This window comes from Patulibacter ginsengiterrae (assembly GCF_056269115.1).
The window spans coordinates 774184-800963 of the sequence record NZ_JBWDOG010000001.1 but is presented as its reverse complement, the minus strand read 5'-3'; the positions used below and the strand labels follow the sequence as shown (position 1 = coordinate 800963).

Annotated in this window: 8 protein-coding genes; 2 read left to right on the top strand and 6 right to left on the bottom strand. The window is 75.4% G+C overall.

Translation table 11 applies throughout. From position 1 onward, the window contains the following. Positions 1-110: 110 nt before the first annotated feature. Complete coding sequence (locus tag ACVUH9_RS03395) at positions 111-1214, top strand: DNA alkylation repair protein (protein WP_475753946.1); 1104 nt, start codon at positions 111-113, stop codon at positions 1212-1214. A gap of 151 nt (positions 1215-1365) precedes the next feature. Here the strand turns inward: ACVUH9_RS03395 and ACVUH9_RS03390 are convergent, their stop codons facing one another. The 6 genes from ACVUH9_RS03390 to ACVUH9_RS03365 form a co-directional block, all read right to left on the bottom strand. After that, positions 1366-12867 carry a hypothetical protein gene (locus ACVUH9_RS03390; RefSeq protein WP_475753944.1) on the bottom strand — a complete coding sequence of 3834 codons (11502 nt, stop codon included), beginning with the start codon at positions 12865-12867 and terminating at the stop codon, positions 1366-1368. Positions 12868-12881: 14 nt separating this feature from the next. Beyond that, entirely contained in the window at positions 12882-14372 is a 1491-nt protein-coding gene (locus ACVUH9_RS03385) for a ComEC/Rec2 family competence protein (RefSeq protein WP_475753942.1), read from the bottom strand. 3 nt (positions 14373-14375) lie between these two features. Continuing rightward, positions 14376-17900 (bottom strand): hemagglutinin protein, encoded by a 3525-nt coding sequence (locus tag ACVUH9_RS03380; protein ID WP_475753940.1) that lies wholly within the window; start codon positions 17898-17900, stop codon positions 14376-14378. After that, complete coding sequence (locus ACVUH9_RS03375) at positions 17897-23146, bottom strand: hypothetical protein (protein WP_475753938.1); 5250 nt, start codon at positions 23144-23146, stop codon at positions 17897-17899. Before ACVUH9_RS03375 ends, ACVUH9_RS03380 begins: the two co-directional genes overlap by 4 nt. 17 nt (positions 23147-23163) lie before the next feature. Continuing rightward, complete coding sequence (locus tag ACVUH9_RS03370; protein ID WP_475753936.1) at positions 23164-24831, bottom strand: Hint domain-containing protein; 1668 nt, start codon at positions 24829-24831, stop codon at positions 23164-23166. A 386-nt stretch (positions 24832-25217) separates the two neighbouring features. After that, positions 25218-25484: a hypothetical protein gene (locus ACVUH9_RS03365; RefSeq protein WP_475753935.1), complete on the bottom strand. Its 267-nt coding sequence runs from the start codon at positions 25482-25484 to the stop codon at positions 25218-25220. A 232-nt stretch (positions 25485-25716) separates the two neighbouring features. Here ACVUH9_RS03365 and ACVUH9_RS03360 point away from each other — a divergent pair, with 232 nt between their 5' ends. Beyond that, positions 25717-26667: a hypothetical protein gene (locus ACVUH9_RS03360; RefSeq protein WP_475753933.1), complete on the top strand. Its 951-nt coding sequence runs from the start codon at positions 25717-25719 to the stop codon at positions 26665-26667. Positions 26668-26780 lie beyond the last annotated feature (113 nt).

The following is a 26780-nucleotide window of genomic DNA, read 5'->3' as shown; positions in this document are numbered from 1 at the left end:
AGTCTACGGGTGGGTGGTCGGGCCCCTGGACGGCGGGGGCGGGTTGCGGGTCCCCTCGGCGATGGGTGATCCGTACGACCGCGCCGCCCGATCGGCTAGCGTCGACGCCCGTGCCGACCGCCGACTCCCTGCTCGGACCCGCCGCGGTCGCCGCGTTGCCCGCCTGCCTCGAACGCGCCGCGCCCGAGCAGTCGCTGCCGGGCCTGCACGGGGCGGCCGACGCGCTCGACGGCCTCGGCTTCGGGGAGCGGGTCGCGCTGGTCCGCGACGCGCTGCTGGCCGACCTGCCCGACGACTACGACGGCTTCGCGCGGATCCTGCGGTCGGCGTTGGACGATCCCGACTTCACGGGCTGGATGATCTGGCCCGTCGGCGAGGCGGTCGCGGTGCGGGCGCTGGCGGCGGCGACCCCGACCGCGTTCGACGACGGCCTCGCGCTGCTGGCGGCGCTGACCCCGCGGTTGACCGCCGAGGCGGCGCTGCGGCCGTTCCTCGACGCCGACCTCGAACGCGCGCTGGCGACCGTCCTGCGCTGGACGACCGACCCCGACGAGCACGTCCGGCGGCTGGCCAGCGAGGGCACCCGGCCGCGGCTGCCGTGGGCGAAGCGCGCCCGCGCGGTGCTCGCCGACCCGCAGGCGACGATCCCGGTGCTCGATGCGCTCTACCGCGACCCCGAGGAGTACGTGCGGCGGTCGGTCGCCAATCACCTCAACGACGTCAGCCGGGCCGAGCCGGAGCTGGCCGTCGCGGTCGCCACCCGCTGGCTCGCCGAGCCGGACGCGAACACCGTCCGGACCGTCCGCCACGCGATGCGGACGCTGATCAAGCAGGGCGACCCGGCCGCGCTCGCCCTGCACGGGTTCGCCGCGCCGGCCGACCTGGTCGTCAGCGGCCCGACGCTCGGGGCCGAGGTCGTCCGGATCGGCGAGGAGCTGTCGTTCGCCTTCACGCTCGAGAACCGCGACGCCCAGCCGGTCCGGCTCGCCGTCGACTACGTCGTCCACTACCGCAAGGCCAACGGCCGCACGGCGCCGAAGGTCTTCAAGCTGACGACGAGGACGCTGGCCGCGGGGGAGACCGTGACCGTCACCCGCCGGCAGCCGTTCCGCCCGATCACGACCCGCCGCCACCACCCGGGCGAGCACGCGATCGAGTTGCAGATCAACGGCCGCCGCTACGGGCCGGTCGGCTTCGTGCTCGCCGACGGCTGAGGGGCGACGAGAAGCCCGCGCGGCGGCGGGACGCGATCACCGTCGCCCGGGGCGAGACCCGGCCCGCGGGGCGACTGATGCGGATTGTGTGTCGTATAGGCCCGAAATCCGCATCAGTTCGCTCGCCGCCGCGCCTCGCCGCCCGCTGCCCTCAGTCGGCGATCCGGTGGACCAACCGGTCGAGCACCAGCAGCGGCCGCGAGGTCTGCTCGTCGAGCCAGCTGGAGAGGGTCAGCGAGACCAGCCACGAGCCCCCGGCGGTCGCCGGCCGGTGCTGCTCGATCCAGGTCGACGCGGCGGCGCCGATCTCCGCCGGGAGGGTCGCCGAGAGCGGCTGGTGCGGGTAGAGCGCGACCGGCAGGACGCTGATGATGCCCGAGCCGGGAACGTCGGGATCGGGCGCGACCAGCTCGTGGCCGTAGTCGATCGAGACCGTCAGCGGCGGACCGGTCGTGCTGCCGAAGAGCTGACCGAAGGCGGTGGTCAGCGCCGCGGCGAGCGAGGCGCCGGCGATCGGCAGGTCGAGGTGCCACTCCAGCAGCGGGGTGGCGACGTCGGGGGCGGTCACCGACGCGCTGCTGAGGACGAACGCAGCCGTCGTCGGGATCCCCGGCAGCAGGTGCTCGTTGCGCCGGGCCGAGAGCGACGCGTGACCGTTGCCGACCGTCGCGACCGGCAGCTCCGGCCACTCCAGCCGGACCGCGGGCCACCCGCTGACGACCAACGGCTGCGCGGGCACGTAGCGACAGGTCGTGCCGGTCACCGTCCCGGTCAGGGGCACGAAGGTCCCGTCGGCGTCGCGGATGCCGACCGTCGGCCAGCGGTCGCCCGGGCCGGGGCTGGCGCCGCCGTCGAGGCTCAGCCGCAGCGCCGTCAGGCGGTCGCCCTGGCCCGGGCCGTCGTCGTAGTCGACGGCGACCCGGAAGTGGTAGCTGTCGCCCGCCGGCAGCTCGTCCTGGCGACCCGCGGCGAGGACCGGGGCGGCGTTGGGCCAGTGGCTGGCCCAGGCGTCGGCGATCCCGGTCGCGAGCGTCGCGACGGTCGTGGCGACGGCGTCGCGGACGGCTTGGAGGTTCGTCGGGGCGGGGTTCGGCGGGTCGACGTACCAGGCCATCAGGTTCCGCAGCTGCGGCCCGAGCACGGCGTAGCGGCCGAGCGCGGCGGCGAGGTCCGAGCCCTCGACGAGCCGCTGCTGCGGGCCGCCGGCGACGTTGAAGGTGACCGCGAGCAGGACCTCGTCCTGCTCGGCGTGCTCGTGCGAGTAGCTCAGGCCGAACGTCCACTGCGACGCCTGGGCGAGGGTCGGGGGCTGCTCGCCGACGTAGCTGGCCTCCGCCGTCTGCCCGAGCACCAACGGGACCGGCGGATGCGCGCGCAACGGCACCGGCACGACCGGTGAGCCGAGGTCGCCGGTGACGTGGGCCGGACGGTCGCTGCCGGTCAGCGGGCGCACCAGCGTCACCCAGTCGGAGTCGACGTAGCCGTCGACGCCGGCGACGGGATCGATCGCGAACTGGACGCTGTCGTAGACGTACTCGAGCGGACCGGTGGCGATCGTCGCGTGGTGGCTGGGGTCGGGCACCGACATCGCGAAGCCGACGTACGAGCGGGCGGCGTCGAGCGCGGTCGTCGCGGTCGCCAGCGAGAAGTCGCGGTCGTCGGGGCCGGCAGCACGGTTCGGCGGGTGGGCGCCGCCGATCAGCCGCGCCGGGGCCAGGCCGCGGGCGGGGACGGCGTAGGCGGAGCTGACGGCCGCGTCGAACTGGAGCACGGTCGCGATCGCGTAGGCGCTCGAGAGCCCCGAACCGTACGCCCGCGCGAGCTCGGCGACGGCGGCGGCACGGCCGGCGGCGGCGTCGGGATCGGCGATCGCCAGCACGGGCGCGAGACCGGCGGCGATCCCGCCGGTCAGCTTCCAGCGGGCGGCGAGCAGCGTGTCGAGCGCGGTGCTCGAGGCGGCGTTGGCACGGATCGCGGTCGTGTACGCGGCGGTGCTGAAGCGGTCGAGGTCGGCGAGGAAGCTGGTCGCCCAGCCCTCGACGTCGACGCCCTGGAAGGCGGTCGGCGTGGTCCGTCCGGGCACGATCGCGCCGTTGTCGTCGAGCACCGGGACCGGCACCGCCGGACGGCTCTGGAGCGCCGGGTAGAGCGGCCGCAGCGCCAGGAACCGCGGGTGACCGGTGCTGCCGTCCGGGTAGCTCAGCGGCGGGGTGACGGCGACCGAGGCGATCCCCTGGGCGCCGAAGTCGACGGCCCAGAGATCGGCCGTCGTGCCCTCGACCCGGGCCGTCCCGAGGCGCAGGTTCGGCAGCGCCCGCTCGAAGGCGGTGACGAAGGCGTCGAAGGTCTCGGAGACGTGCCCGTCGCGGTCGCTCGGGGCGGTCGGCGCCGGCACCCGCGTCTCGGCTCGCTCGACCGGGCCGTCGTCGTTCGGGGTCGGGGCGAGCACCAGGTCGCGCGGCCGCTGCAGTCGCAGGTCGACCGTCAGCGGCAGGACCGGGTCGCGGAACGGACCGCTGCCGTCGCCGATCGGGGCCGAGACGGTGACGGTGGTCGGCGGCAGCAGCACGCGGACCCCGGCGACGAACAGCGGCGTCGGCGCGTTGGCGGCCAGCAGGCCGCGCAGGTCGATCGCGACCCCACGGGCGGCGAACCGGCCGAGGACCGCGTTGAGGCTGTCGGCGGTGGTCGTCCGCTCGGGCGCGATCGGCGGGGCCTGCGGGTCGGGACGCGGGGCCTGGAGGTCGATCCCGGGGACGAGCAGGCCGGCGAGCGCGGCGTTGGCCTGGGCGAATGCGAGCGCGTCGATCCCGTAGGCGGCGGCGACCTGGGCGGCGGTCAGCGGGGCGGCACCGGGCGTGCCGCGGGCGGCGAGCGGCGGCGCGGGGGTCAGCAGCAGCCCGCCGGGGGCGAGCAGCGTGGCGTCGTCCTGGATCGCGGCGACGACGGCCGCCAGGTCGATCGCCGGCCGCTGCGCCTGGAGCCGCTCGGTGACGGCGGCGAGCGTGTCGCCGGCGACGGTGGTCGTCGCGTACCCGGTGCCGTCGACGGTGACGGTGATCGTCCGCCCCACGACCAGCAGCCCGGGCAGCCGGTCGTTGGCCTCGGCGAGCGCCAGCGGGGTGGCGCCGAACAGCGGCTGGAGCAGCGTCAGGCGGTCGCCGGCCTGGAGCGCGTAGGGGACGAGCGGGGCCGCGGCGGGCAGCGAGGCGACCCCGGGCAGCATGATCTCGGGCGTGTCGGCGAGCCGCAGGCCGGGGTTGGCGGCCAGCACCAGCGCCGGGGTCGTGCCGTGGACGGCGGCGAACTGGCCGAGCGTCTCGAGTGGATCGGCGGGGACGGTCGGGGCCGTCGGCCAGGTCGTGCCGAGCGAGAGCACGGTGCCGGCGGGGAAGAGGTCGGCACGGTCGCCGTTGTGGTCGGCGAGGTCGGGGACGCCGGGCGCACCGAGGCTGGCCAGGCTGTCGCCGGGGCGGGCGACGAGGTGGGCGATGCTGAGCGACGCGGCGTCGGCGAAGATCGCGGTGGCCTTGGCGGCGGCGTCGGCCAGCTCGCTGACGGCGACGTCGACGGAGCGGGTCGCGAACGCGGTCTGGACCTGCTCGAAGCTGGTGATCGTCGTGCCGTCGACGGTGACGGTCTCGCCGCCGGCGGCGAACGCGAAGCCGGTCCGCAGGATCGGCCGGGCGGCGTTGTCGATCGCCAGCTGCGCGACGCTGGTGTGGTGATCGTGGGCGACGCTGTCGAGGCTGAGGGCGCTCGGGTCGGCGGGGAGCACGACGGTGATCGGGGTGATCGCGAGCACCGTCTCGGGGCGCAGCGGCAGGGCCGGGTTCGGATCGTTCTGGAGCAGCGCGCTCGCGCTCGCGGGGACGGGCCAGCCGTCGGGGACCCGGGTCAGCAGGGTCGCGGCCGAGTCGCCCTCGGTGACGGCCAGGCCGGCGGCGACGGTCAGCGGCTGACCGGCGGCGACGAGCAGGCCGAAGCCGCGGTCGGCGTTGGCCGGGCCGAGCAGCGACGGGGCCACGCCGTAGCGAGCGGTCAGGTCGCCGAGGGTGGCGAGCCCGGCGAGCGGCACGTCGACCAGCGCGGCGGCGGCGCTGGTGTAGCGGTACGCCGCGGCGGTGAAGCGCCACAGCGGGGCGAGGCCTTCGACCAGCTCGACCGGCAGCGGCGCGCCCGACGGATCCTGGTGGAGGCTGGTGACGATCGAGCCGGTGACGCTCTGGGCGAGCTGGAAGTAGGCCTCCGCGTAGCGGGCGGCCTGGCGCCCGGCCGCGTCGGCGGCAGGGGCACGAGCGTCGCCCGGGGCGGGCACGGCCGTCGCGGGCTGGGAGGTCACCGCGACGGTCAGGGTCACGACGTCCTGCGCCCGGTCCAGGCGGTAGCCGCTGGTGCAGCCGGGCCAGGCGCTCGGTCCGAGCAGCGGGTCGGTGTAGCCGACGTCGATGTCGAGAGCGGCGCCGGATGGTTCTTGGGTCATGTTGCCGAGCACGTCCGTGTAGCGGAAGCGGAAGGTCGCGGTCGCCTTCGCGAGCGCCGTGCCGAATCCGCGGTAGGGATCCGCCGCGGGAGCAGGGAGCCCCGTGACGGTGGGGGCGGGCGACGGCGGGCCGAAGGTCGAGATCGGGACGACCTGATCGTACCGCCAGTATTCCGCCGCCGGGGGATCATCCGGAAGCTGCTCGCCGCGGGCCAGGAGCGCGCGTTCGAGGCGCTGGCGCTGCCACGCCGGCAACGCCAGTCCGTCCTCGCGCTGGGGCGGCGCCGGCGGGGCGGCCCGCGGTGCGGCGTAGGTCGTGCCGTCGATCTCGACCACCAGCAGCGAGAGCAGCTGGGCGAGCCGGGCGGCCCGCTGCGTGGGAACGGGAGCGGTCGGGAGCGGCGGGAGCGGACGCGCGATCGTCAGCGTGATCCCGGTCGAGCCGGCCGGGACCAGCGCCTGGGGCTCCAGCTCGGCCGGCTGGTGGCGGGCGTCGTGGGCCTCGACGTAGAGCGCGGGGGCGGAGGCGTCGAGTCCGTCGGCGACCAGCACGCAGTTGTCGGTCGGGAGCAGCGTGCGGCCGTTCGGCTTCGGTGCGAGCTGGTCGCGGGCGATCGCGACCAGCCAGAGCGTCGCGCTGCCGTCCTGGTCGAAGGCGCCTGCGGGCAGGTCCCGGCCGTCGGCGGTCGCGAAGGCCAGGTGGTAGCCGCCGGCCGCGACGCTCGCCTCCCACGCGAGCTGGAGGAAGCGCGCGACGTCGCCGAGCCCGGCCGTGAGGACGGTCGGCGGCGCGGCCAGCGGGATGTCGCTGGCCATGTTGGCGCGGACGGCGAAGGTCGCCGTCGGGCTGGCGTCGAGCAGCGCCAGGCCGCGGGGGTCGGTCGCTCCGGGGACGGGTGCGATCGCCAGGTAGAGCCGGCTGCGGGCGGTCGGGGTGTCGGCCCGGGCGTAGAGCGCCAGCTCGCGCAGCAGCTCGCGGTCGACGGTGTCGGCGCCGAGCAGCTCGTAGACGTGCTTCCGGCCTTCGACCCGGCGGATCGTCAGCGGGACCAGGGTGCCGAAGGTCGAGGCGGCGACCGTCGTGTCCCCGGCGACGCTGCCGGCGGTGGTCGGGCGCAGGACGTCGAAGGCGATCGTGGTCGCGGCCCGGGCCCGCGCCAGCAGCGACGACGGGAAGCGCCAGAGCGCGGGGGCGCCCGCGGGGCGGCCGGTGTCGGTCCCCGGGATCGCGGGCACGACGGCGGCCTGGAGGTCGATCCGGTGCTCGAGCCCGTAGGTCCGGGGGACGCTGCCGACGACGGCGATCGCGGCCGGTCCACGGGCGGGAGGCCGCGCGAGCGCGTCGGCGGGGTAGCGGCTGGCGAGGCCGGCGTTGTCGTAGGCGCAGCCCGCGGTCCCGGGCTGGGGACCGCCGACCAGCGCGATCCAGCCCTGGGCCGGGCCGCTGGCGCCGATCGTGACGGTCAGGCCCGTGGTGCCGTCGAGCGGCGGGGCCGGCAGCTGCCAACCCGCCAACGCGGCGAACGCGGTCATCGGGCCGGTCGCGGTCACGGTCCGGCTGACCGGGTCGGTCACCGGTGCCGGCAGCCGCAGGCCACCGAGCAGGGTCCGCGAGACCTGGGTCGAGATCGCCGCCAGCGCGTCGCCACCGCAGACCGCGGCGACGACCGCGTCGACCGCCTGGGCGGGCAGGTGGCGGACGTCGAGCTGGGTCCTGGCGGGGAACAGCCCGGCGGTGGTGGCGATCTCCGGCCGCCGGGAGAGCGCCTCGACGGTCAGCCCGGCCGTCGCGGCGATCGCGGCGAGCGTGGGGTGGGTCGCGGTCGCGAGCGGCAGCAGCGGCAGCCGGACCACCGCCAGCGGATCGAGCACCGGCGCGGCCTCCAGCCACGGTAGCAGCGCGGGCACGCCGCCGGCCACGAGCAGGCGGTCGGCGAGCAGGGCGAGCGTCTCTCCCGGCAGGATCGCGACCGGGGTCGCGGGCACGGTCCCGCCCTGGTCGGCCAGGACCTGCGCCCGGAACGCCTTCCAGGTCGGGTTGCGGTCGTAGGCGGCCGGGGCCTGGGCGAGCGAGAGGGTCGCGCCGATCGTCAGCAGCGAATCGCCGATCCGGGTGGTGTAGCTCGTCGTGGTCGTCGCGCCGAACGCGGTCGGGACGGTGAAGGCCAGACCGGCGGGGATCGCCTCGCCGGGGAGGAGCGGACGCAGCGCGTCCTGGTTGAGCTCGGCGACGGCCTGCGCGTACCAGTCGGCGTGCGGCGCCTGGAGGTCGGCGAAGTAGCGGACGTAGGCACTCGCGGCGAGCAGCGCGAGGTCGGCGCCCATCCCGGTCCGCAGGGGCACCGCGACCGCGGCCCCGGACCGCAGCAACCGGCGCTGGGTGGCCAACGAGGCCTCGGTCACCAGGCGCGCCGCCGCGGCCGCCCCGTAGGCCCGCTGCGACAGCCCGTCGAGGCTGTCCTGCGAGCGGATCGGGAGCGCGACGTCGGTGACCGGCACGGTGACGTCGGGGGCGAGCGGGCGGGTCGCGTTGTCGACGGCCAGCGTGCAGGCGGCGACGCCGACGGTGACGTCGAGCCGGGTGCCCGGGAGGGCGGCGGCCAGCCGTTCGGCGAGCCCGGGGTTGAGCGCCTCCAGCTCGGCTCGACCGGCGCCGAGCCAGGCCGCCATGCTCGCGACGGTGTCGCCGGGGCGGACCGGGTAGGCGACGACGTCGCGCGGAAGCGTGGCCGCGGTCGTGGCCAGGTCGGCGGCCATCGCGACGGTCGTGCCGGCCAGCGCCAGCCCGGCCTGACGGACCGCCTCGCGCGTCAGCAGCAGGCACCAGTCGCGGAAGACCTGGGCGGCGAACGACTGGTACGCGTTGGGGTCGTCCGGCGGCTGCTCGCCCGGCAGCGGGGCGACCGGGGCGAAGCCCGCCATGTAGGCGGCGACGCCCTCGGCGTAGCGCGGGCCGACGGGGGAGGCGGCGAAGAGGTCGCTGCGCCCGCCCGGGTAGCTGCTGCCGGCGCTGCCGGTGGCGGTGATCGCCAGCCACGGCGGGGGCGGGAAGGCCATCGCGCCGACCGGAGCCGTCGTCCCGTCGTCCCCGCTGATCCGCAGGTGGAGGTTGCTGGCGAAGAACGCGGCGAGCCGGTCACGGGTGAAGACCTGCTCGGCGATGTACGGCTCGGTCAGCTGCTCGGCCAGCAGGGCCAGCTCGCCCGCCGTGACCTGGCCCTGCTGGCTGACGCCGGTCGGCAGCGCGTTCAGCGCCCAGCGCAGGAACGCCTCGACGATGCTGGCGGCCGCGACCGGATCGCCGTCGTCGACCGCCGGCGCGCTCGCCTGGGCGGCGGTCCGGGCGGTCGGGGCGATGCCGTTGGGCGCGAACAGCGGGAACGCCATCCGCCAGTCGGGCACGGCCGGAGACGGTGGCGCGGTGCTCGTCGAGGAGACCGGCGCGTCGGCGATCGCGAACGCGGGCAGGACCGAGAGCGCGAGCGTGCGCGGCGCGCCGAAGGCCGAGAAGCTCGTCGGCCACGACCACGGCTCGCCGTCGGCCCGGGCGGCGGCGAGCAGGACCGGCGCCCGCTGGTGCTCGGCGAGCCGGTGCGGGGCACGGGCACTCGAGACCCGCGGTGGCTGGACGGCGGCCAGCGTCCACGGCGCCTGCTCGTCGCGGCCGACGGTGAAGCTGAGATCCAGCTCGACGTCGAACGAGAACGAGACGGTGATGAAGAGGATCTCGATCTCGGCCTCGGCGCGGACGCGGACCTCGAGCGCGAAGCGGGTCGCGCGGTAGGACTCGAAGACGACCGTCGCCTGGGCGTAGGCCTCGAGCGTGACCGACGCCTTGACGACGGCGAAGTCGACCTCGCCGTAGACCTTGCCGTGGATCGCCACGATCCCCTGGGCCCAGTGGTAGCGGTCGGTCGCGACGTCGGAGCCGGTCGGGTGGAACCACGCCAGGACGCCCTGGAAGATCACCTCCAGCTCGACGTAGGCACCGCCCGAGAGCGGCCCGATCGAGATCTCCTTGCCGACCCCGACCGCAAGCCCGATGCCGAGCTCGAGCACCGGCGAGAAGGTCCCGTTGGTGATCTGCGGGACCCGCCGCGAGGTCGCCCCGTTCAGGACCCCGAAGTAGATCCCGCCGCGACCGATGAAGGGGAAGACCTGGACCGTGAAGGCGCGGGTGTAGTCGCGGCCGTGCGGGAACCCGAGGTCGATCAGGAAGTTCCCGTTGGTGTAGATCTCGACGACGATCGTGCCGAGCGTGATCGAGACCTCGCCGAGCTCGATGTGGCGGAACGCCTCCGGGACCCGCAGCTCGATCCGGAACATCCCCAGGCCGGGCGCGAGCTGCTTGTAGAGGACCTCGAAGCGGAGTCCGGCCAGCGGCCCCGCGCGCTCGCCGTCGAGCGCGATGAACAGCCCGTAGAGCCGCGGGTCGCTGAAGACCAGCCCGACCTGGACGGTCTCCAGCACCCGCAGGTCGAGCGCGACCAGCCACTGGCTGGCCGCGTCGAAGACCATCTCGCTGCCGACCAGCGGGTTGACGTTCGGGTCGCGCTCGGGCATCTCCTTGCGGAGCCGGGCGATCGCGTCGGCGACGGTGTCGGGCTGGGGGTCCTTCAGGCGGATCCGCTGGCCGAGCCCGAGGTACCGCAGCTCCAGCAGCTTCGGGCCCTTGCCGGGGACGGCCGGCGGCGGGTCGTTGACGACGTCCCAGGCGAGCGGCTTCGAGCCCGGTTGGTCCCGGAACGGCTTGCCGAGGAAGCTGCCGGTCAGGATCAGGTCGACCTTGCTGGACGCGCCCATCGCGTAGCGGACGCCGATCGTGTCGATCTGCATCACGAGCAGGTCGGCGTCGACCGCGTAGGTCAGGGCGACCACCCGGTCGGTCGGGTCGATCGTCAGCGTGAAGCGCGAGAGCTCGATCCGGCCGAGCACGTCCCACGGCGGGTCGAGCGAGAAGCCGAGCGTCGGCGCGGCCCGCCGGACGATCTCCTCCAACAGCTCGCCGAGGGTCGCGCCGCCGAGCTGGATCGCGACCACCTGGTGGCGTCCCCGGGGCGGATCGTCGGTCGTGATCCGGGCGGGCAACCCCGGGGAGTCGTTCGGCGAGGGCAGCCGCGGGACCCCGTCGGCCAGCTGCGGCGGCACGCGGTCGTCGACCCAGGCGGTCGCGGCGTTCAGCCACAGGGCCCCGAGCTCGACCCGCAGCGCGTAGGTCGGCTCGAGCACGCCGACGTCGCGCTGGAGGCGCAGGCGGAAGCGGTTGACCGAGAACGAGCCGGCGACCCACCCGCTCGCGGGCTTGGTCTGGTCGGGGCGGCGGAGGTCGACCTCGACCCCGGCGGCGACGTCGATCGTCGTGCCCAGCAGCCGCGGGCTCCAGCGGGCCGAGAAGGCGCCGGAGAGCGTCCAGCTGTCGTCGCCGGTGTCGATGCTGCCGTCGAGCCGGTCGATCCGCAGCGCGTCGAGATCGCTCGGCGCCGGCAGCGAGATCAGCCGCAGCAAGGCTCCGACGGTCAGCGGGTGCTCCGGTTCGAGCCCGCCGGAGAAGATCCAGCCGGACGATCCCTCGCCCTCGGCCGGCGGCGACTCCGCCCGCAGCCGGAGCGCGGCCGCGGTCGGCCCGACGCCGAGCTGGAGCCGCCCGCCGATCGCGCCCGAGAGCGACGACGCGGTGGCGCTGACGTCGAACTCGAGCTCGGTGATGCTGAGCCCCGAGAAGAACGGGACCGGCCAGTCGACGGTCAGGGCGGCGCCGGCCGAGAAGATCTGGCCGAACGGGTCGGCGTAGAGCGTCAGCTCGGTGATCGTCGGGTCGCCGGGAACGGCCGGCAGCGAGCGCCCCATCAGCTGGCGGAACGCCGCGCCGACGTTGATCACGGTGCCGTCGCGCTGCTCGCCCTCGATCACGAACGACGGCAGCTGGCCGACCACGTCGACGATCCCGTCCTCCTGCCCCGGGGCGTTGGTGAAGACGAAGCTGCCGAAGACGCTGCCGGCGACGACCCGCTGCTGGCGTCCCGCGACCGGGACCCACGAGAGCACCCAGCGGGTGCCGACGTCGGTCACGCTGAGGAACGGGATCGGCGGCTTCCAGACCTTGGGCTCGCCGCTGGTCGTCGAGCGGATCGTGGCGGCGATCGCCGAGAGCCCGGTCAGGCCGGCCGCGGGGCTGCCGTCGACCCACGCCTCGACCTCGTCGAGCGTGAAGCTCTCGAACCCGCCGAGCCCGGGCGGCGTCCGCAGATCGCCGGCCTCGATCCCGAACAGCGAGGCGAGCTGGGCGAGGCCACCGACGATCGAGGGACCGCTGCCGTCGAACTCGGCCAGCAGCCGCCAGCCGTCCTGGCCGACCAGCAGCGACCCGGAGAGCCGCGCGACGATCGGCGGGGCGCCGTCGATCGTGACCTGGCCGATCAGCTGCAGCTCGCTGTAGGGCGGCGGAACCGGCAGATCGGGGTCGTCCGGGGCCGGCTCCGGGCCGGCCACGATCGCGAAGCCCGGCCGCTGGAAGCTCAGCGGCGGAACGCTGATCCGGGCCTCCGGGGCGACCGCGCGGAGGTCGAGGTCGGGCGTGGCGGCGGTCGTCGCCGGCAGGCTCACGGTGCCGTCGAGCGTCAGCGGCCAGCCGTCGAACCAGCCGCGGTAGGCCGCGAGGTCGCCGCTCGGTTGGAGGCTGCCGGTCAGCTGGACCCGCTGGCCGCTGCCGCTGCGGGCGGTGAACGTGGGGGCGTCGACCCGCAGGTCGGCGACGGTCGACGCGCCGAAGGCGACGCCGGGGTCGGACGGGTCGGCCCGGAGCGTGTGCGGCAGGGTCGGGAACGTGCTGGAGAACGTCCAGCCGGCCTGGGTGACGGTCAGGGCGACGGCGAACGCGAGCGTCCCGGCGACGGGCTCGGTGACCGTCATCCGGACCGCCACCGGGAGCCCGCTGCCGCCGCCGGGGAGCGCGAAGCGGCCGCTGCCGCTGACCAGCAGCTGGTCGCGGGGGCGGGTCAGGGTCGCCGCGTCGACCGGGAAGGCGGTCGCGATCCGCAGCAGCGCGAGCGGCTCGGCGAGCGGGCCGAGCGGGACCCGGCCGCTGGCGGCGACGAGGTCGATCGTCTGGTTCGGCGGCTCGCCCTGGAGGGCGGCCTGGAGCGCGGTGAACGCCTGGTCGAGCGTCGGCACCGGTCAGCGGCCTCTCACGGGATCTGCCGAATCCGGCGGAAGCCGGCCGACGGGGGTGGGGACGCAGCGGCCGAGGGCAGCTCGACGACGGCCGGCGCGCGGGGCGACGGGGGCGGGTCCTGCTCGACGGTCGGCGCCGACGGCACCAGCACGAACCGCTCGGGCGAGAGGCCGCCGTGGACGTCCTCCAGCCGCGCCATCGTGGCGGCTGCGGCGAAGTTGCGATCGACGACCCGGAGCAGGTCGTAGTCGGAGCCGTCGGCCTTGACCTCCCACGCCCAGCCGGCGGCCCGCGGCGGGACGGGGGCGTAGGGGGCGTTCGGCGCGTCGACCACCGCCTCCGGCGGGAACACGGTCGGGACGTTGAGCGTCGCGGGGTTGCCCCGGAAGTAGTCGATCGTGAAGACGTTCTTGACCGTGCGGCCGGTGTACCAGCCGGTGTTCGGCGGCCAGGTGACCGTGGCGCCGCTGCCCAGCAGGCCGAGGCCGTTGGCGGCGTAGTGCGAGGTGAAGAAGTGCTGCTCGCGGAAGGGGATCCCGGCGTCGGCGTAGAGCTTCTCGCCGAGGTGGCTGCCGAAGTCCTCGATCACGCGGCTGGCCGGGTGCTTGTGGTGATGGTCCTCGCCGGCGCTGGCGGTGATCGAGAACGGCTTGAGGTGGTCGACGAAGGCCTTGATGATCGCGTCCGCGACCTCGTCCTGGTCGAGGTCGTCGGTCTTGAGGCCGAGCATGTCGTAGGTGGTGACCTTGCTGCCGTGGTGCGGCAACGACAGCGTGGAGACGGGCCCGAGCTTGATCTCCTGATCGTCGATCTTCGCGTTGCAGCCGGCGAGCGTGAGTCCGGTCGCGTCGCCGAGCGCGACGAGCTTGCGGCTCGTGGTGCTCCCGTAGCGGACGACCATCACCAGCGAGGAGACGTTGCGCAGGTACGCCCGCGAGCCCTTGCGGCTCGGCTCGGCCTCCTCGTAGAGCTCACCGACGACCGGAGCGTTGCCGTACAGCAGCCAGAAATTGACGCCGTTGCTGGTCTTGAAGAGCGGTTTGGGGTCGTCGCCCCTCCAGCTCGATCTGCGGAGGCCGAGCTCGTTGATGTTCGTCGCCGTACCGGTCGGCCGGTAGGTCTTGACCCGGTCGAGGATGTTCTTGCTGCGCTTCTTGTAGTGCCCGTGCTCGCCGCCGTACCAGACCTCCTTGATGATCAGGGTCTCGTCGACGGGATCGCCCTTGCTGGGCGGGGAGAACTCGTCCAGGACGCGGCCGAGCAGGTTGGTGTGGTCGCCGTCGGAATGGGAGAGGAACAGCGCCTTGAGCTGCGGCACCGCCATCTTCTGCAGCTCCGCGATCACGAAGTCGGCGCTCGGCTTGCCGGCCTGCTTCGACCAGCCGAGCGAGCCGAGGTCGATCAGCGAGGTCTCGATCGGGACGCCGCCTCCGTCGAGCACCTGGATCAGCGTGCCGCTGCCCTGGCCGACCGGCAGCACGGTGTAGCGCAGCTTGTTGGGCACCGTCTAGCTCCGTTCCGCCAGCCGGGCCGGGCCGTCCGGCTCGCCGTCGTAGGCGGCGTACCAGCCGACGGTCCGGCTGTCGGGACGGTCGGGGTCGCCGAAGAGGGTCAGGTCGAGGTTGCCCGGGGGCAGCGAGATGCTCAGGATCGAGAGCGCGAAGCGCCGCAGCCGCAGCAGGTAGGCGAGGCCGCCGTTGGGCTGCGGGTTGGTCTCGAACTGGAAGCTGCGGAAGCCGAGCTTCATCACGCTCTGGAGCGACCACTGCATCCCGCCGGGCAGTTGGAGGCCGACGTAGGTCGGCCGCGAGCCCTCCTCGGCCCCGGCGCCCCAGGCGACCAGCATCGTCAGCGAGAGGCCGGTCGCGCCCGCCAGGGCCCCGAGCGTGCCGAGGTCGAGCGTGTAGCGGAGCCCGTACCACGGCGGCTCCAGCGGGCTCTGGTCGAGCGGCACCGCGATCGACGTGAAGCCGGTGTCCTGCGGGGAGAGGGTCGTGGAGCCGACGAGCGCGTCGAGGCCGACCGGGAAGTTGCGGATCAGCGAGCGGCGGCGGGCGGCGCTGCGGGAGCTGTCGAGCCGGAGGCCGTCGAGGGCGACGTCGAACGCGAGCTGTCCCGGCGCGCCGAGCGGGAACCGCATCCCGATCTCGAGGCCGTCGAACCGCAGCCGCCCGTCGAGCTCCGGATCGGGGACGGCGGCGGCCGGCCCGTAGCCGAAGCCGTCGAACGTCGGATGGTCGACGAACCGCAGGAAGCCGCCGAGCGCGAAGGTCGCCCGGACCTCGCCGGTGCCGCGGACGCCGGCGGTCGTGAGCGCCTGGACGGCGTCGATCACGATCGAGTCGATCGCGGTCCGGTCGGCGCTGTAGCGGTGCTGGCCCTCGAGCGCGAACGCGTAGGCGAGCGTGCCGCCCTGGCGCTGGCTGGTGCCCGTCAGCAGGACGTTATTGCCGTGGGTCGGATCGAGCTTGAGCAGCGGCGCGGCGAGCAGCCGGTTGACCATCAGCTCGACCCGCGCGTCGAAGCCGGTCAGGGCGGCGTTGGCGAAGCGGGCGGTCAGCGAGAGCGTCTTGAAGCCGAAGTCCGGATTCGGCGACGTCGGGTCGAGGATCAGATCGGCCGGGTCCTGGTAGTCGATCAGGCCGAAGGCCGCCGTCCGGTGGATCTCGATGCCGTTCGTGCCGGCCTCGACCGGGGTCGCGGAGAAGCCGAGGTGGTGGGCGTAGAAGCGGCTCGGCTCGATCCCGGCGGCGAGGAACTGGAGCTCGGGCGGGAGCGCGTCGATCGCGACCGGGGCGTTGAGGAACAGGACCCCGTTCCAGGCCGGATCGGCGAGCACGTCGCGGTAGAAGGCGACGTAGGGGTCGTCACGGGCGATCGTCCGGTCGTCGAACCGCGCCCGGGTCCGCTCGATCGTCTGCTGCAGCACCTGCTGGGCGCCGCCGGCCGCGCCCCGCCAGCCCCAGGCGGCGCCATCCTCGGCCAGCGCGAGCAGCGAGCGGTGGCAGAACTTGAACAGCATCACCGTCGGGTCGCTGCTGCCCGTCCGCCAGTTGCGGGGCGAGAGCTGGAACGTCCACTCGTCGAGCACGGCCCGCAGGAAGCCGGCCAGCTCGCGCAGCAGCGGGAGCTGGGCGCCGGCGACCGTCCCGACGGCGGCGTCGAACGCCTGCTCGTCGGCGAAGACCCGCGGGACGCCGCCGGGCAGCACGATCGGGCGCAGCGCGGCGATCACCGTGGCCGGCACGCCGCGGGCGGCGGCGATCAGCAGGCCGGTCGCGTCGAGCCGGTAGCGGACGGACGAGTCGTCGAGGTAGGCCGCGGGATCGCCGACGGCGAAGAACAGCTCGTTGGTCTGGAGCGCGCCGCGCAGGTGAGGGCCGACGCTGGTCAGGTCGAGCCGGTCCTGCTCCGTCTCCGGCAGGGCGGCGACGATGATCCGCTCGATCTCGTCGGTGCCCGCCTCGACCAGCAGGCCCTGCGGGGTCACCGCCAGCGTGCCGGCGTCGGCGGCCGCCCCGAGCCCGTCGGCGGCGAGGCCGATCGCCTGACGACGGGCGGGGGCGAGCGCGGCCTGCTCGATCCGGCGGGCGAGCGGGCCGGCGGACGGCGCGACCCCGGCCAGCGGCGCGGCCGGGACGACCGCGGGCACGGCGGTCGGGTCGCTCGACCAGGCGGGGAGCCGGGCGGCGATCAGCTCGAGGTAGCCGAGCACCCCGGGCCCGAGTCCACCGCCGGCGGCGTAGAGCGGGGCCTGGCGGGGCTGCGCGTAGTAGGCGAGGCCGGGGCCGGGCGTCGGCGGCAGGATCGCGAGCTGCGCGGTGGTCGCGGCGCCCGTCAGCGGGCTGGCGGTGGTCGGCGGGGACGGCGGCGCGTCGGGGGCGGCGCCGGGCGCGAAGGCCGGCAGCCCGGCACGGAACAGCGCGACCGCTCCGGCCCCGGCGGTCAGCGCCGCGTACTCCTGGCCCGAGAGGCCGAGCATCAGCCGGTGGCGGTCGTCCTGACCGGGGTCGGCGGGGGCGATCACCGCCAGGTCGAAGGCTCCGTCGGGGGCGAGGTGGTAGGTCGGGCTCGCGGTCTCGGGCGGGGCGGCGACGGTCGACGGGGTCGCGCAGAGGACGAGGCCGGCGGGCCAGAGCGGGGCGGCGGCGGTGCGCGGGGCGAGCGTGGTCGCGTAGCCGCGGCTGGTGCGGAGGGTCGCGGCGAGCGGGGCGACCGGCGGGCCGCTGCCGTCGTCGGCGAAGAACCCGAGCCGGGTCCGGGTCGGGAGCTGCGGATGCAGCCAGTCGAACCGCAGGTAGAGGGCCAGCGCCGCCGCGCCCTGGGCGACCACGGCCGCCTCGAGCACGTCGACCGGGTCACCGGGCTGGCCGTCGCCGTGCGGCGCGGCGTAGCGGATCTGGACCCGCAGGTCGGCGAGTCCGTCGCGGCCGGGCGTCGGCGGCAGTCGCAGCCGGGCGCGCCAGCTGCCGAGGCCGGGACCCGCCAGCGGCAGCCAGCAGCTCGCGGGGTCGGCCGCGCAGCTCGTCGCCGGGCCGGCGAACGTGAGGCCGGCGACCGCGATTCCCCAGCCGAGCGCCGTCGGGTCGGCTGGGGTCAGGGCCGCGCCGCGGGGCAGCTCGACCGCGTACTCGCCGACGACGAAGGTCGCCGGGCGGGTGACCGTCCAGGCGATCGCGTCGCCGCTGCCGGTCGCCCGCGCGCCGAGTGCGGTCAGCTGCCAGTTGCCGGGCGCGATCGTCGGGTCGGCGATCCAGACCGCCCGGATCGACCCGGCCGGCCCGAGCCCCGCCAGGGCCGCGAGCAGCTGGCTGGCGAGCGCGGGCAGGTCGGCCGGCGTGCGGGCGAGGAAGACGTAGCTGCCGCCCGCGTCCTGCCACGCCTGGGTCAGCGTCGCGGTCGCGGCGAACGCCGCCTCTGGGCCGGCGAGGTATCCGGCCCAGAACCCGTCGACGCCGGCGTCGGGCGTGCTGCTGAGGGCGTAGAGCCGCGACCCGCCGACCTGGGTGAAGGTCGGAGCCGGAGCGGTCATCCGGCGGTCCCGGTCCGCAGTCGGTCGCCGTGCAGCAGCGGCAGCGAGAGCGCGTCGCGTCCGCCGGCCCAGCTGACCAGGCCCTTCCAGTCGAGGTGGACCCGCTCGCCGGCGGCGGCGTCGTAGGCGGCGGCCGGGTCGAGCACGACCGGGCCGAGCGCCCGCTCGAGCCGCAGGCCGGCGAGCGGGGCGGCGGTCGCCGGCGGGCGGCGGGCGAGTCGGTCGAGCAGGTTGCCGATCGTGGTGCCGACCGGGACGACCTGCTCGCGGCCGTCGACCTCGACCCGGATGCAGAGCGTCACGACGGTGCGCCCGCGCAGGTAGGCGATGCTGACGCCGCCGCCGGGGATCGGGGTGGCGGCGTCGATCGCGGCCCAGCTGCCGGCCGCGGCGATCGCGAACTGCTGGCCGGTGCGGGAGACCGACGGCGGCGTCGCCGGCTGGAGGTTGTCGGGGACGAGCAGCCGGTGGTAGGGCTGACGGAAGCCGGAGAAGAAGAGGTCGGCGGCCCCGGCGCCACCGGTCTCGAGCACGTCGCCGGCCGACGGCGGGAGGCCGCTGGTGGTGGTCTGGGGGGCGGGGACGGTCAGCACGCCGTTGGCGGTCAGCCAGGCGACGAAGGCGTCGAACCCGACCCGCCAGGGTCCGCCGGCGCCGTCGTAGTAGTCGTCGATCGCGAAGTCGACGACCGGGCCGGGGGCGTAGCCGGAGGACCAGGCCGGGGCGGCGCTGACGGCGGTCAGGTCGAACGAGCCCGACGCGACCCGCAGGATCGTCCCCGGGCGGAGGTCGATGCAGCCGTTGGTCGCCGAGAGCCCGTAGGCGTAGTAGAGGCTCTCGTCGAAGCTCTGCGGCATCAGCCGCGAGATCGCCTGCTGGATCGCGAAGATCCCCTGCGGCGTCGCCCCGGCGGTCTCGGCGGCCGTCAGCAGGCTGCCGTAGGTGGTGGCCAGCGCCGAGCGGGCGGCGTCGAAGCGGAGCGCGCCGTGGGCGATCGTGAGCGTGTAGGGGAAGCGCGCCACCGTCGCCGGGTCGGGGTTGGCCGCGAGCGTGAACGGCACGTCCTGCGCGCCGGCCTGGGCGGGCGCGATCGGCAGGCCGGTGATCGTGCCGATCGGCGGCAGGTAGGCGACGACCGGGGCGGCGACGACGGCAGCGGTCGCGGCGCGAACCGTCCGCGGCGGGCCGTCGGTGGCCTGGACGACGATCCCGGGGGCGAACAGCGGCGCGCGCGAACGGACGCCGGTGCTCGGGCCGGCCTGGGCCTGGACGACGACCTCGTAGGCCTGGCTCGGATCCGGCAGCGTGACCGGCAGTCGCAGGCGGGTCGCGCCGGCCGCGGCGTCGGCGGTCGCGGTCGGCACGGCCGCGGCGGGGGCGACGACCGAGACGACGTAGCCGGTCGCGTCGGTCACGGCCGCCCAGCGGACCGCGACGGCGGTCCCGTCGAAGGCGACGTCGATGACCTCCGGCGCGTCGGTCACGACCGGCAGCGGAGGACCGAACGGTCCCGCGAGCGCGGTCGACGAGACGACCGCGCGGGTGGCGACGGCGACGGTCAGCGCCTGGTTGCGTGCGGGGGCCGTCGCGAGCACGACGCTGGTCGTGGCCGGGGTCAGCGGCGGGCCGCTGGGAACGCCGTCGCGGTACGCCTGGACGACGTAGCCGCTGGCCGCCGGGGCCGTGGCGGCGGGCCAGCTGACGGTGGCCGTGCCGTTGGTGGGATCGACGGTCACCGCGGTCACGGCGGGGCCGGTGGTGACGAGGGCGACGGGAGCGGCCGGCCCGAGCGCGACCCCGGACGCGACCCGGACCGCGACCGTCGTCGGTGGCGCCGGGGCGGCGAGCGGTAGTGCGGTGGTGGCGCCGCGGACCGTCGCGACGGCGAGCTCGGTCGTCCCGGAGAGGACCGCGACCCGGTACTCGGTGGCGGCGGCGCCGTCCCAGGCGAGCAGCAGCGTCTCGCCGTCGTAGGCCGCCGAGCGGACGACGGGCGCGGCGAGCGGCAGCGGGACGGGGGCCGACCATGGGCCGACGACGCCGGGATAGGTGGCACGCACGGCGACGCTGGCGGAGGTCACGGCTGGGGCCAGCGCGGGGAAGCTGGCCTGGCCTTCGGGATCGACGTCGACCGGGCTGCCGGCGACGCCGTCGACGGTCAGGACGGCTTCCAGCGTCCGCCGGACCGGCGGCAGGGCCCCGGGGCGGGCGGTGAGGGACACGGACGCCCCGTTGCTCGCGCGCACGATCGACGGGGCGGCGAGCAACGCCGGCGCGTCGGCGGCGGGCGGACCGAGCGCGGTCCCGGCGCGGGCCCGGACGCGAACGGCGTGCCGCACGCTCGGGTCGTTCGACGGATCGACGGCGAGGGCCAGCGGCTGGCCGGTGGCCGGGGCGGGAAGCTCGGCGGTCCGGACGACGGCGCCGTCGCGCAGCAGCTCGAGCCGGTAGCCGGTGGCGGTCGGGGCCGGGGCAGCGGGTGCGGTGATCGTCACCGCCAGGTTGGTGCCGTCGTAGGCGACCGGGCCGACGGTCGGCGGGGCCAGCAGCAGCGGGACCCCGGGGGCGCCGTCGGGACCGAGGGCCCCCGGTCCGCTGGCTCGGCTCGCCCGGGCGATCACCGTCACCCGCGCGCTGGCGCCGGGTGTCAGCGGCAGGCGAGCGGAGGTCCCGGGCACGCTGACCTCGACCGGGCTCGCGCCGCCGGTCACGCGGACCTCGTAGCCGTCGACCGGCTCGGCGACCGGTGCCCACTCCAGGGTCAGCTCGCCGTTCGCGAAGGCGGCGTCGCGGACGGCCGGCGCATCGCGGAGGACCGGCAGCGGATCGCTGGCCGGGCCGATCACCTGGGGGCCGGTCGCCCGCAGCGCGACCCGCTGCGCGACGAACGGGCCGTCGAGGTCGGGCGGCAGCGCGATCGTCTGCGGCGAGCTGGTGCCGGCGAGGGCGACGATCGCGTCGGGGCGGCCGGGCGACGAGAGCACCGCGGCGTAGCCGGTCACGGCGCCGGCGGCGGCGGACGCGGGGGTGAAGCCGAGCGCCAGGTGACCGTCGAGGCTGGCGACCGCGCTCGTCAGCTGCGGGGCCGTCCACGGGATCGAGAGCGCGGGGGCGGCGACGAAGGCCGCGGGCGGCGCGAGCGGGCTGACCGCGAGCCGGACCGGTACGCCGGGATCGATCGGGCCGTCCGGGACCAGCGTTCCCGCCAGCCCGTCGACGACCACGTGCCCGCGCGCCGCGGTCCCGCTGAACAGCTCGAGCCGGTAGGCGGTCGCGGTCGCGGCGCCGCTGGCGCCGGGGGGCCAGGCCCAGCTCGCCCGCAGCCGGTCGCCGTTCCAGTTCGCCGAGCCGACGACCGGGGCGCCGGCGAGCAGCGCCGCGGCGGGGCCGGCCGGCGACGAGCCGGTCGGACCGACGGAGCTGGCGGTGACCGTCCAGCCGACGTTCGGATCGAGGTAGCCGGCGTCGAGGGTCAGCGCGGCCGCGTGGCCGGGCAGGCCGGCGAAGGTCTTCGGCGTCGCCGGCCCGCTGGTCGGGGCGACGACGACCGTCGTCGAGCTGGCCGCGCCGTCGGGGGCCGGCGCCGGGGCCCAACGCAGTTCGAGCGTGGTGCCGGAGACGACCGCGCGCTTGATCGTGGGGCCGGTGGCGAGGACCGGGCTGGGGGCGCCGAGCGGACCGGAGCCGGTCGCGGGGGCGGTGGCGAGCGCCTGGACGCGGACGCTCAGGCCGGTCAGCCCCGCCGTCGCGCAGGCGATCGTGGCGACGGGGGCCGGGCCGGCATCGACGGGTGGGGAGGAGGCGAGCCGGCGGTCGCCCTGGAACAGGTGGGCGACGTAGCGACCGACCGACGGAGCGGCCGGCGGCGGGGCGATCGTGACCGCGACGGCGGTCGGGCTGACCATGATCGCGCTGGCGGTGGCGGTGGCGGCGAGCACCGTCGCGGTCGGCCCGGCGGGTCCGAGCCCTCCGGGGGTCGTCCAGCGCAGCCGGACGCCGTGGGCGGCAGCCGGCTCGAGCGCGACGTCGAGCGTGGCGGTGCCGCCGGTCGCGGCGCGGGTGGCGATCACCGTCGGTCCCTCGAGCACCTCGACCCGGCAGCCGGTGGTCCCAAGGTGGTCGGCATCCACCCAGCTCACGGTCAGCCGACGGCCGTCGTAGTCGGTCGCGGTGACGGCGGTGCGGACGTTGGCGACGAGCACGGGGACGCTCGCCGGCCCCTCGGCGGGACCGCGCAGCGCGGCGACGGTGGTGGCGTAGACGACCCCCGAAGCGAGCGGTGGCACGGGCGCGCAGGTGCCGCTGTCGGCGCCGCTGATCACCGCCGCGCTGGTCGTCTGACCGCTGGCGGTGAACAGCACCTGGCCCGCGGACGGGTACGGCGGCCCGGGCAGGCTGCGCCAGGAGAGCGCGGCGGCGGTGCCGTCGAGCCGGACCTCGCCGAGCACGGGCGCGGTGGACAGGACGTCGACCGCCGGACCCGGCGGACCGCTGGCGACGCCGGCCGACCAGACCGGCTGCAGCGACCAGGCGACGGCGGGATCGAGCGGGGCGGTCAGCGGCAGCGGGACGACCGTCCCGGCCCCGGTCGCGGAGACGAACGGCACGCCGTCGGCGAACAACGTCGCGCCCGGCGTGGCACCGGTCGGGGCGGGCGCGGCGAGCAGGGCCTGGACGTGGAGCCCCTGGGCAGGGTCGTAGGAGACGGCGCGGGTCGCGGCCCGGGCGACGACGAGCGGGACCTTCAGCGGCGGCCCGGTCGAGGTGCCGATCGCCGCCCGCACCACCAGCGACGCGCCGGCGGCGAGCGGTGCCGACGGCGTCACCGCTCCGCTGGAGGCGACGATCGTCTGCTGGGTGAGGACGCCGCCCGTGGCGGTCTCGACGGTCAGCTGGGCGGCGTTGACGGGTCGCGCGGGCAACGTCCAGGCGGCGGCCACCTGGCTGCCGTCGTAACGGACGGCGAGCCCGGTGACCAGGTCGATCACGATCAGCAGCCGGTTGCTGTCGGGCCCCCGTCCGCTGCTGTCGTTGGTGGCCACCGCGACCTGGCAGGTGCGGTCGGTCAGCGGCTGCGGGAGGGTGACCGTGCCGATCGTGCCGAAGCCCGGTCCCGAAGCGACCACGCTCCCGCCCGCGTAGACCGTGATCAGGAACTGGTTGATCCCCGGGATCACCTGCCACTGCGCGCCGACGGCGAGCTTGCCGTCGTAGGAGGTCGCCAGCAGCGTTGGGGTGGTGGCCATCCCCGGACGCCGTCCGCTCAGACCGCGGTGGTCTTCGCCAGGTGCCGGCGGTAGTCCTCGTGGAACAACGGGTCGAGCGTGGCGAGGATCCGCTCGGGGTCGTTGCGGCGGGCCTCGGCGACCTGGACCTGGAGCTCGTAGTCGCCGACCCGGACGCCGTTGGCGAGCAGGCTCTCGCAGCCGGGATCGACCGGCTCGCCGGACACCACCAGGCTCGCGTTGGCCAGCAGCCCGTCGTACTCCTCGCTGGTGACGGAGCGCAGCGTGGCCTGCCCGTCCTCGACCAGCACCTGGTCGCCGACCTCGAGCTCGCCGGCGGGCACCGGACCGTCGGGGGTCAGCACGAGGTGGTTGTGCGAGAGGACCAGCTCGCGGTCGCCGTCGACGGCCAACCGCAGGACCTCGCCCTGGTGGTTCCCGAGCATCGTCGAGACGACCGGGACCGCGCTGCCGTCGCCGCCCAGCACGCTGTCGTCGCTGGTCAGGTCCTCGATCGCCTTGGTGGTGCCGTCCGCGAGCGCGATCTGCGTCCCTGCGGCGAGGCAGTGGAAGACGAACTGGATCGGCGGGATCGTGGTCACCCCGTCGAGCGTGTCGAGGTCTGGCGTCGTCGCGCTCATGATCGACGCGACCGCCGGCTGCTGCTGGCCGACGAGGTTGACGGTGAACTGGATCAGGAAGAAGGTCAGCTCGCTGGTGTCCCAGGGAGCCGGGATCCAGACGATCGGGTTGCCCGGATTGGAGGCGCTGACGGCGGCCGGGAGCGTGTAGGTCAGCTGGCCGCCCGAGGGCTGGCAGGAGTTGATGACGTTGGCGATCTGGGCGGGGGAGATCTCGAGGATCCCGCCCTTGGGTCCCGGATCGGGAGCGGGGGTGCTCTTGGCGCGGGCGAGGTAGCCGGCGACGGTGAGGTTCGTCGAGAGCGGCGTGGCGATCGTCCCGTCGAAGTCGGCGTAGCCGACCAGCGGCACCGCGTAGGTGGTGCTCGCCTGCCCCTGCCAGAACCAGTAGTCGACGTCGCCGGTGTAGCCGGTCCCGCGACCGAGGCCGATCCGCAGCTGGGGCCCGGGCGTGCCGGCGCGCTTGACCGGCTGCTGGACGACCGGGTCCGCCAGCGGTCCCTGGTCACGGTGGACGTAGACGTTCTCGACGACGATCGGCTTGCCGATCCCCGGCTGGTAGCTGTACTGGAGCGTGCCGGTCATGTGCGCGGCGATCGGGCGCGCGGTCGCTGGGTTGGTGGCAACGGGGAGGTAGGTGCCGTCGCCGTAGACGACCGACGAGCCGTTGGCCAGCAGGACCGCGTTCTGGTCCTTGATGACCAGCACGTTGGAGAGCATCGGCGCGCCGCCGAGCACCGACGAGAAGCCGTTCGACCCGGTGTTCCGCGTGCCGGTCTGGGTGCTGACGTCGCTGATCACGCCGCCGGTCTCGAAGCCGGCGTCGTCGGCGACGTCGATCGGCGGTGGACCGCCGGCGGCGATGTGCGCTTCGCGGGCCTGGGCGAGCGCGGCGTGGAGGCCGGGGAACTCGTCCGGGGTCTGGCCGCCGAGGGTGTGCATCGTGACCGCGTGGCGGTACTGACGTTCGTCGGAGAGGTCGAGCCGGTGGCGGGTCCGTGGGGGCGCGAGGCTCTCCACGTAGGCGGCATCGGCCTGCTGCTGGGCGGTCAGGGAAAGGGTCATCGGATCCTCACGGAAATGGTGCGGCGGGACGGCGGGAGGCAGGACCCGTCAAGGATTACTGGTGGGTGGAAGGTGTCACAGAAGTTGGGCGATCGCAAGCGGCTTGGCCAGATGGCCCGCGGAGCGAGCGGTCGCCCGGTTCGGTCCGGCGCGCGGGCGCTGCCGGGCTCCGGGTGGACCGGAGAATCCTGCCAATAGCAGGGCCTTTGCCGTCCTCGGCGGTGTTGCCCGCGCGCCGTCCGGGGTCGCGGCCGTCGACTTCGACGCGGGGCGTGAATCGTTTTACTGCGTCCGCAGAGGGGCGATGCTCGATGCTGTCGAGCGCGGAGGGAGGGCCCTCGGCAGTTCGGTATACGGGTGAAGCGAGAGAGGGAGGGGCGGGCGGCTCAGCGCCGCCGGTTCCGGTGGTCGAGCGCGGCGATCCGGGCCTGGACCTGGTGCAGCTCGACGGTGAACTCGTCGAAGACCCGCGCGAGCGCAGTCCGCCGTCGCCCGACCTCGGCGTCGTGCCGCACGTGCTGGCGGAGCGCCTCCCGGGCGGCGGTGATCTGGCCGGCGCGGCGCTCGAGTCGGTCGCGCTCGGGGCCCGTGGTGAGCACGACGACCCGCTCGTTCCGGGGCGGGCGGGAGGAGCGGTGCGAGGCGGCGGTCATGGCGGCGTCCTACGGGGAGCGGTGGGTTCCGACAGGCGCACTCTGTCTCGTTCGTGGCGCGCTGCCATCCGCGCAAACCCCGTGGTGCTCGTCCGTAGTTCCGTGTAGGAGGCTGCACCGCCCGCTCCGGGCGGAGCCCGAGGGCCGCGGGTTGGGACGCGCTCGGCGCGGTAGCGTCGGTACGTGAGGGCTCTGTCGGTCTGCGGGAAGGGCGGTGCCGGCCGTGGGTAGCGTGCCGGTCGGTCCTCCGCGGGACGAGGACGGGCGGGTGATCGCCTGGTTCGTCCGGCTGCGCGCGTTCGGGGCCCGGCACCGCACGCCGTTGACGATCATCGGCTCGCTCGGCACGCTGACGGTGCTCGCGCTGGTCCTGGCCGGACGCCGGGAGGAGTTCGCGACGGCCCTGTCGGGGACCGCCACCTGGGTGCTGATCGTGACCGTGCTGCTGCAGATCGCGGCGCTGGTCTCCCGGAGCGAGGCGTGGCACCTCTCGATCGAGGCGGCTGGCGGCACGGTGGCGCGGCGGGTCCTCTACCGCGCGTCGAGCATGCAGGTCCTGGGTGGCGTGCTCAACGGGCATCTGGGGGTCGCCGCGCGGATCACGGCGCTGCGGCGCTCGTCCCCGACGGTCAGCCCGCAGGTGCCGACGCTGATCGCGGCCGAGTTCCCGATCCTCGCCGTCGAGGCGGTCCTCGCCGCGCTCAGCTCGTTCACGCTGGTCGCGCCGCTCGGGCTGCCGTGGTGGCTGCCGCTCGTCGTGGTGGCGCTGATCGTCACCATCAGCGCGGGGCTGCGCCACCTGGCGATGCGCACGGGCCGCGAGCTCTGGCGGGGGCTGGCGGCGATCCGCAGCTTCAGTCACGGAGGCCGGGTCGTCGGCTTCGTGCTGGTGGCGGTCGCCGCCCAGATCCTCCGCAACTGGCTGCTGCTGCAGTCGGTCGGCGTCGACGCCTCGCTGTTCGACGCGGTCGCCGTCCTGATCGCCGTCGTCACCCTGGGCCAGCTGCCGATCGGTCCGGGGGTCGGGGCCGCGGCGGCGGTCCTGATCCTCGGCAGCCAGGGCGTCGCGGCGGCGGCCGCGGCGGGGGTCCTGCTGACCGTCACGGGCACCATCGGCGGACTCTGCTTCGCGGCCTGGGCGGGCGCCGACCGGCTCTGGGTCCACAGTCGCCGCAACCGCTAGCTCCGGGTCGGTCGCAGCGCCGGTTGGTCCGCGGAATCGTGGATGTGGGGTGCCTTCAGGACGTGGGTCACGCCGCGACGTCGGGGAATCGATCATCTAGTGTCGTCTGCGGC

Bases quoted from the DNA above. Each gene is read 5' to 3' on its own strand.
- ACVUH9_RS03370 (WP_475753936.1), bottom strand. From the start codon at position 24,831: ATGACCCTTTCCCTGACCGCCCAGCAGCAGGCCGATGCCGCCTACGTG.
- ACVUH9_RS03365 (WP_475753935.1), bottom strand. From the start codon at position 25,484: ATGACCGCCGCCTCGCACCGCTCCTCCCGCCCGCCCCGGAACGAGCGG.
- ACVUH9_RS03380 (WP_475753940.1), bottom strand. From the start codon at position 17,900: ATGACCGCTCCGGCTCCGACCTTCACCCAGGTCGGCGGGTCGCGGCTC.
- ACVUH9_RS03375 (WP_475753938.1), bottom strand. From the start codon at position 23,146: ATGGCCACCACCCCAACGCTGCTGGCGACCTCCTACGACGGCAAGCTC.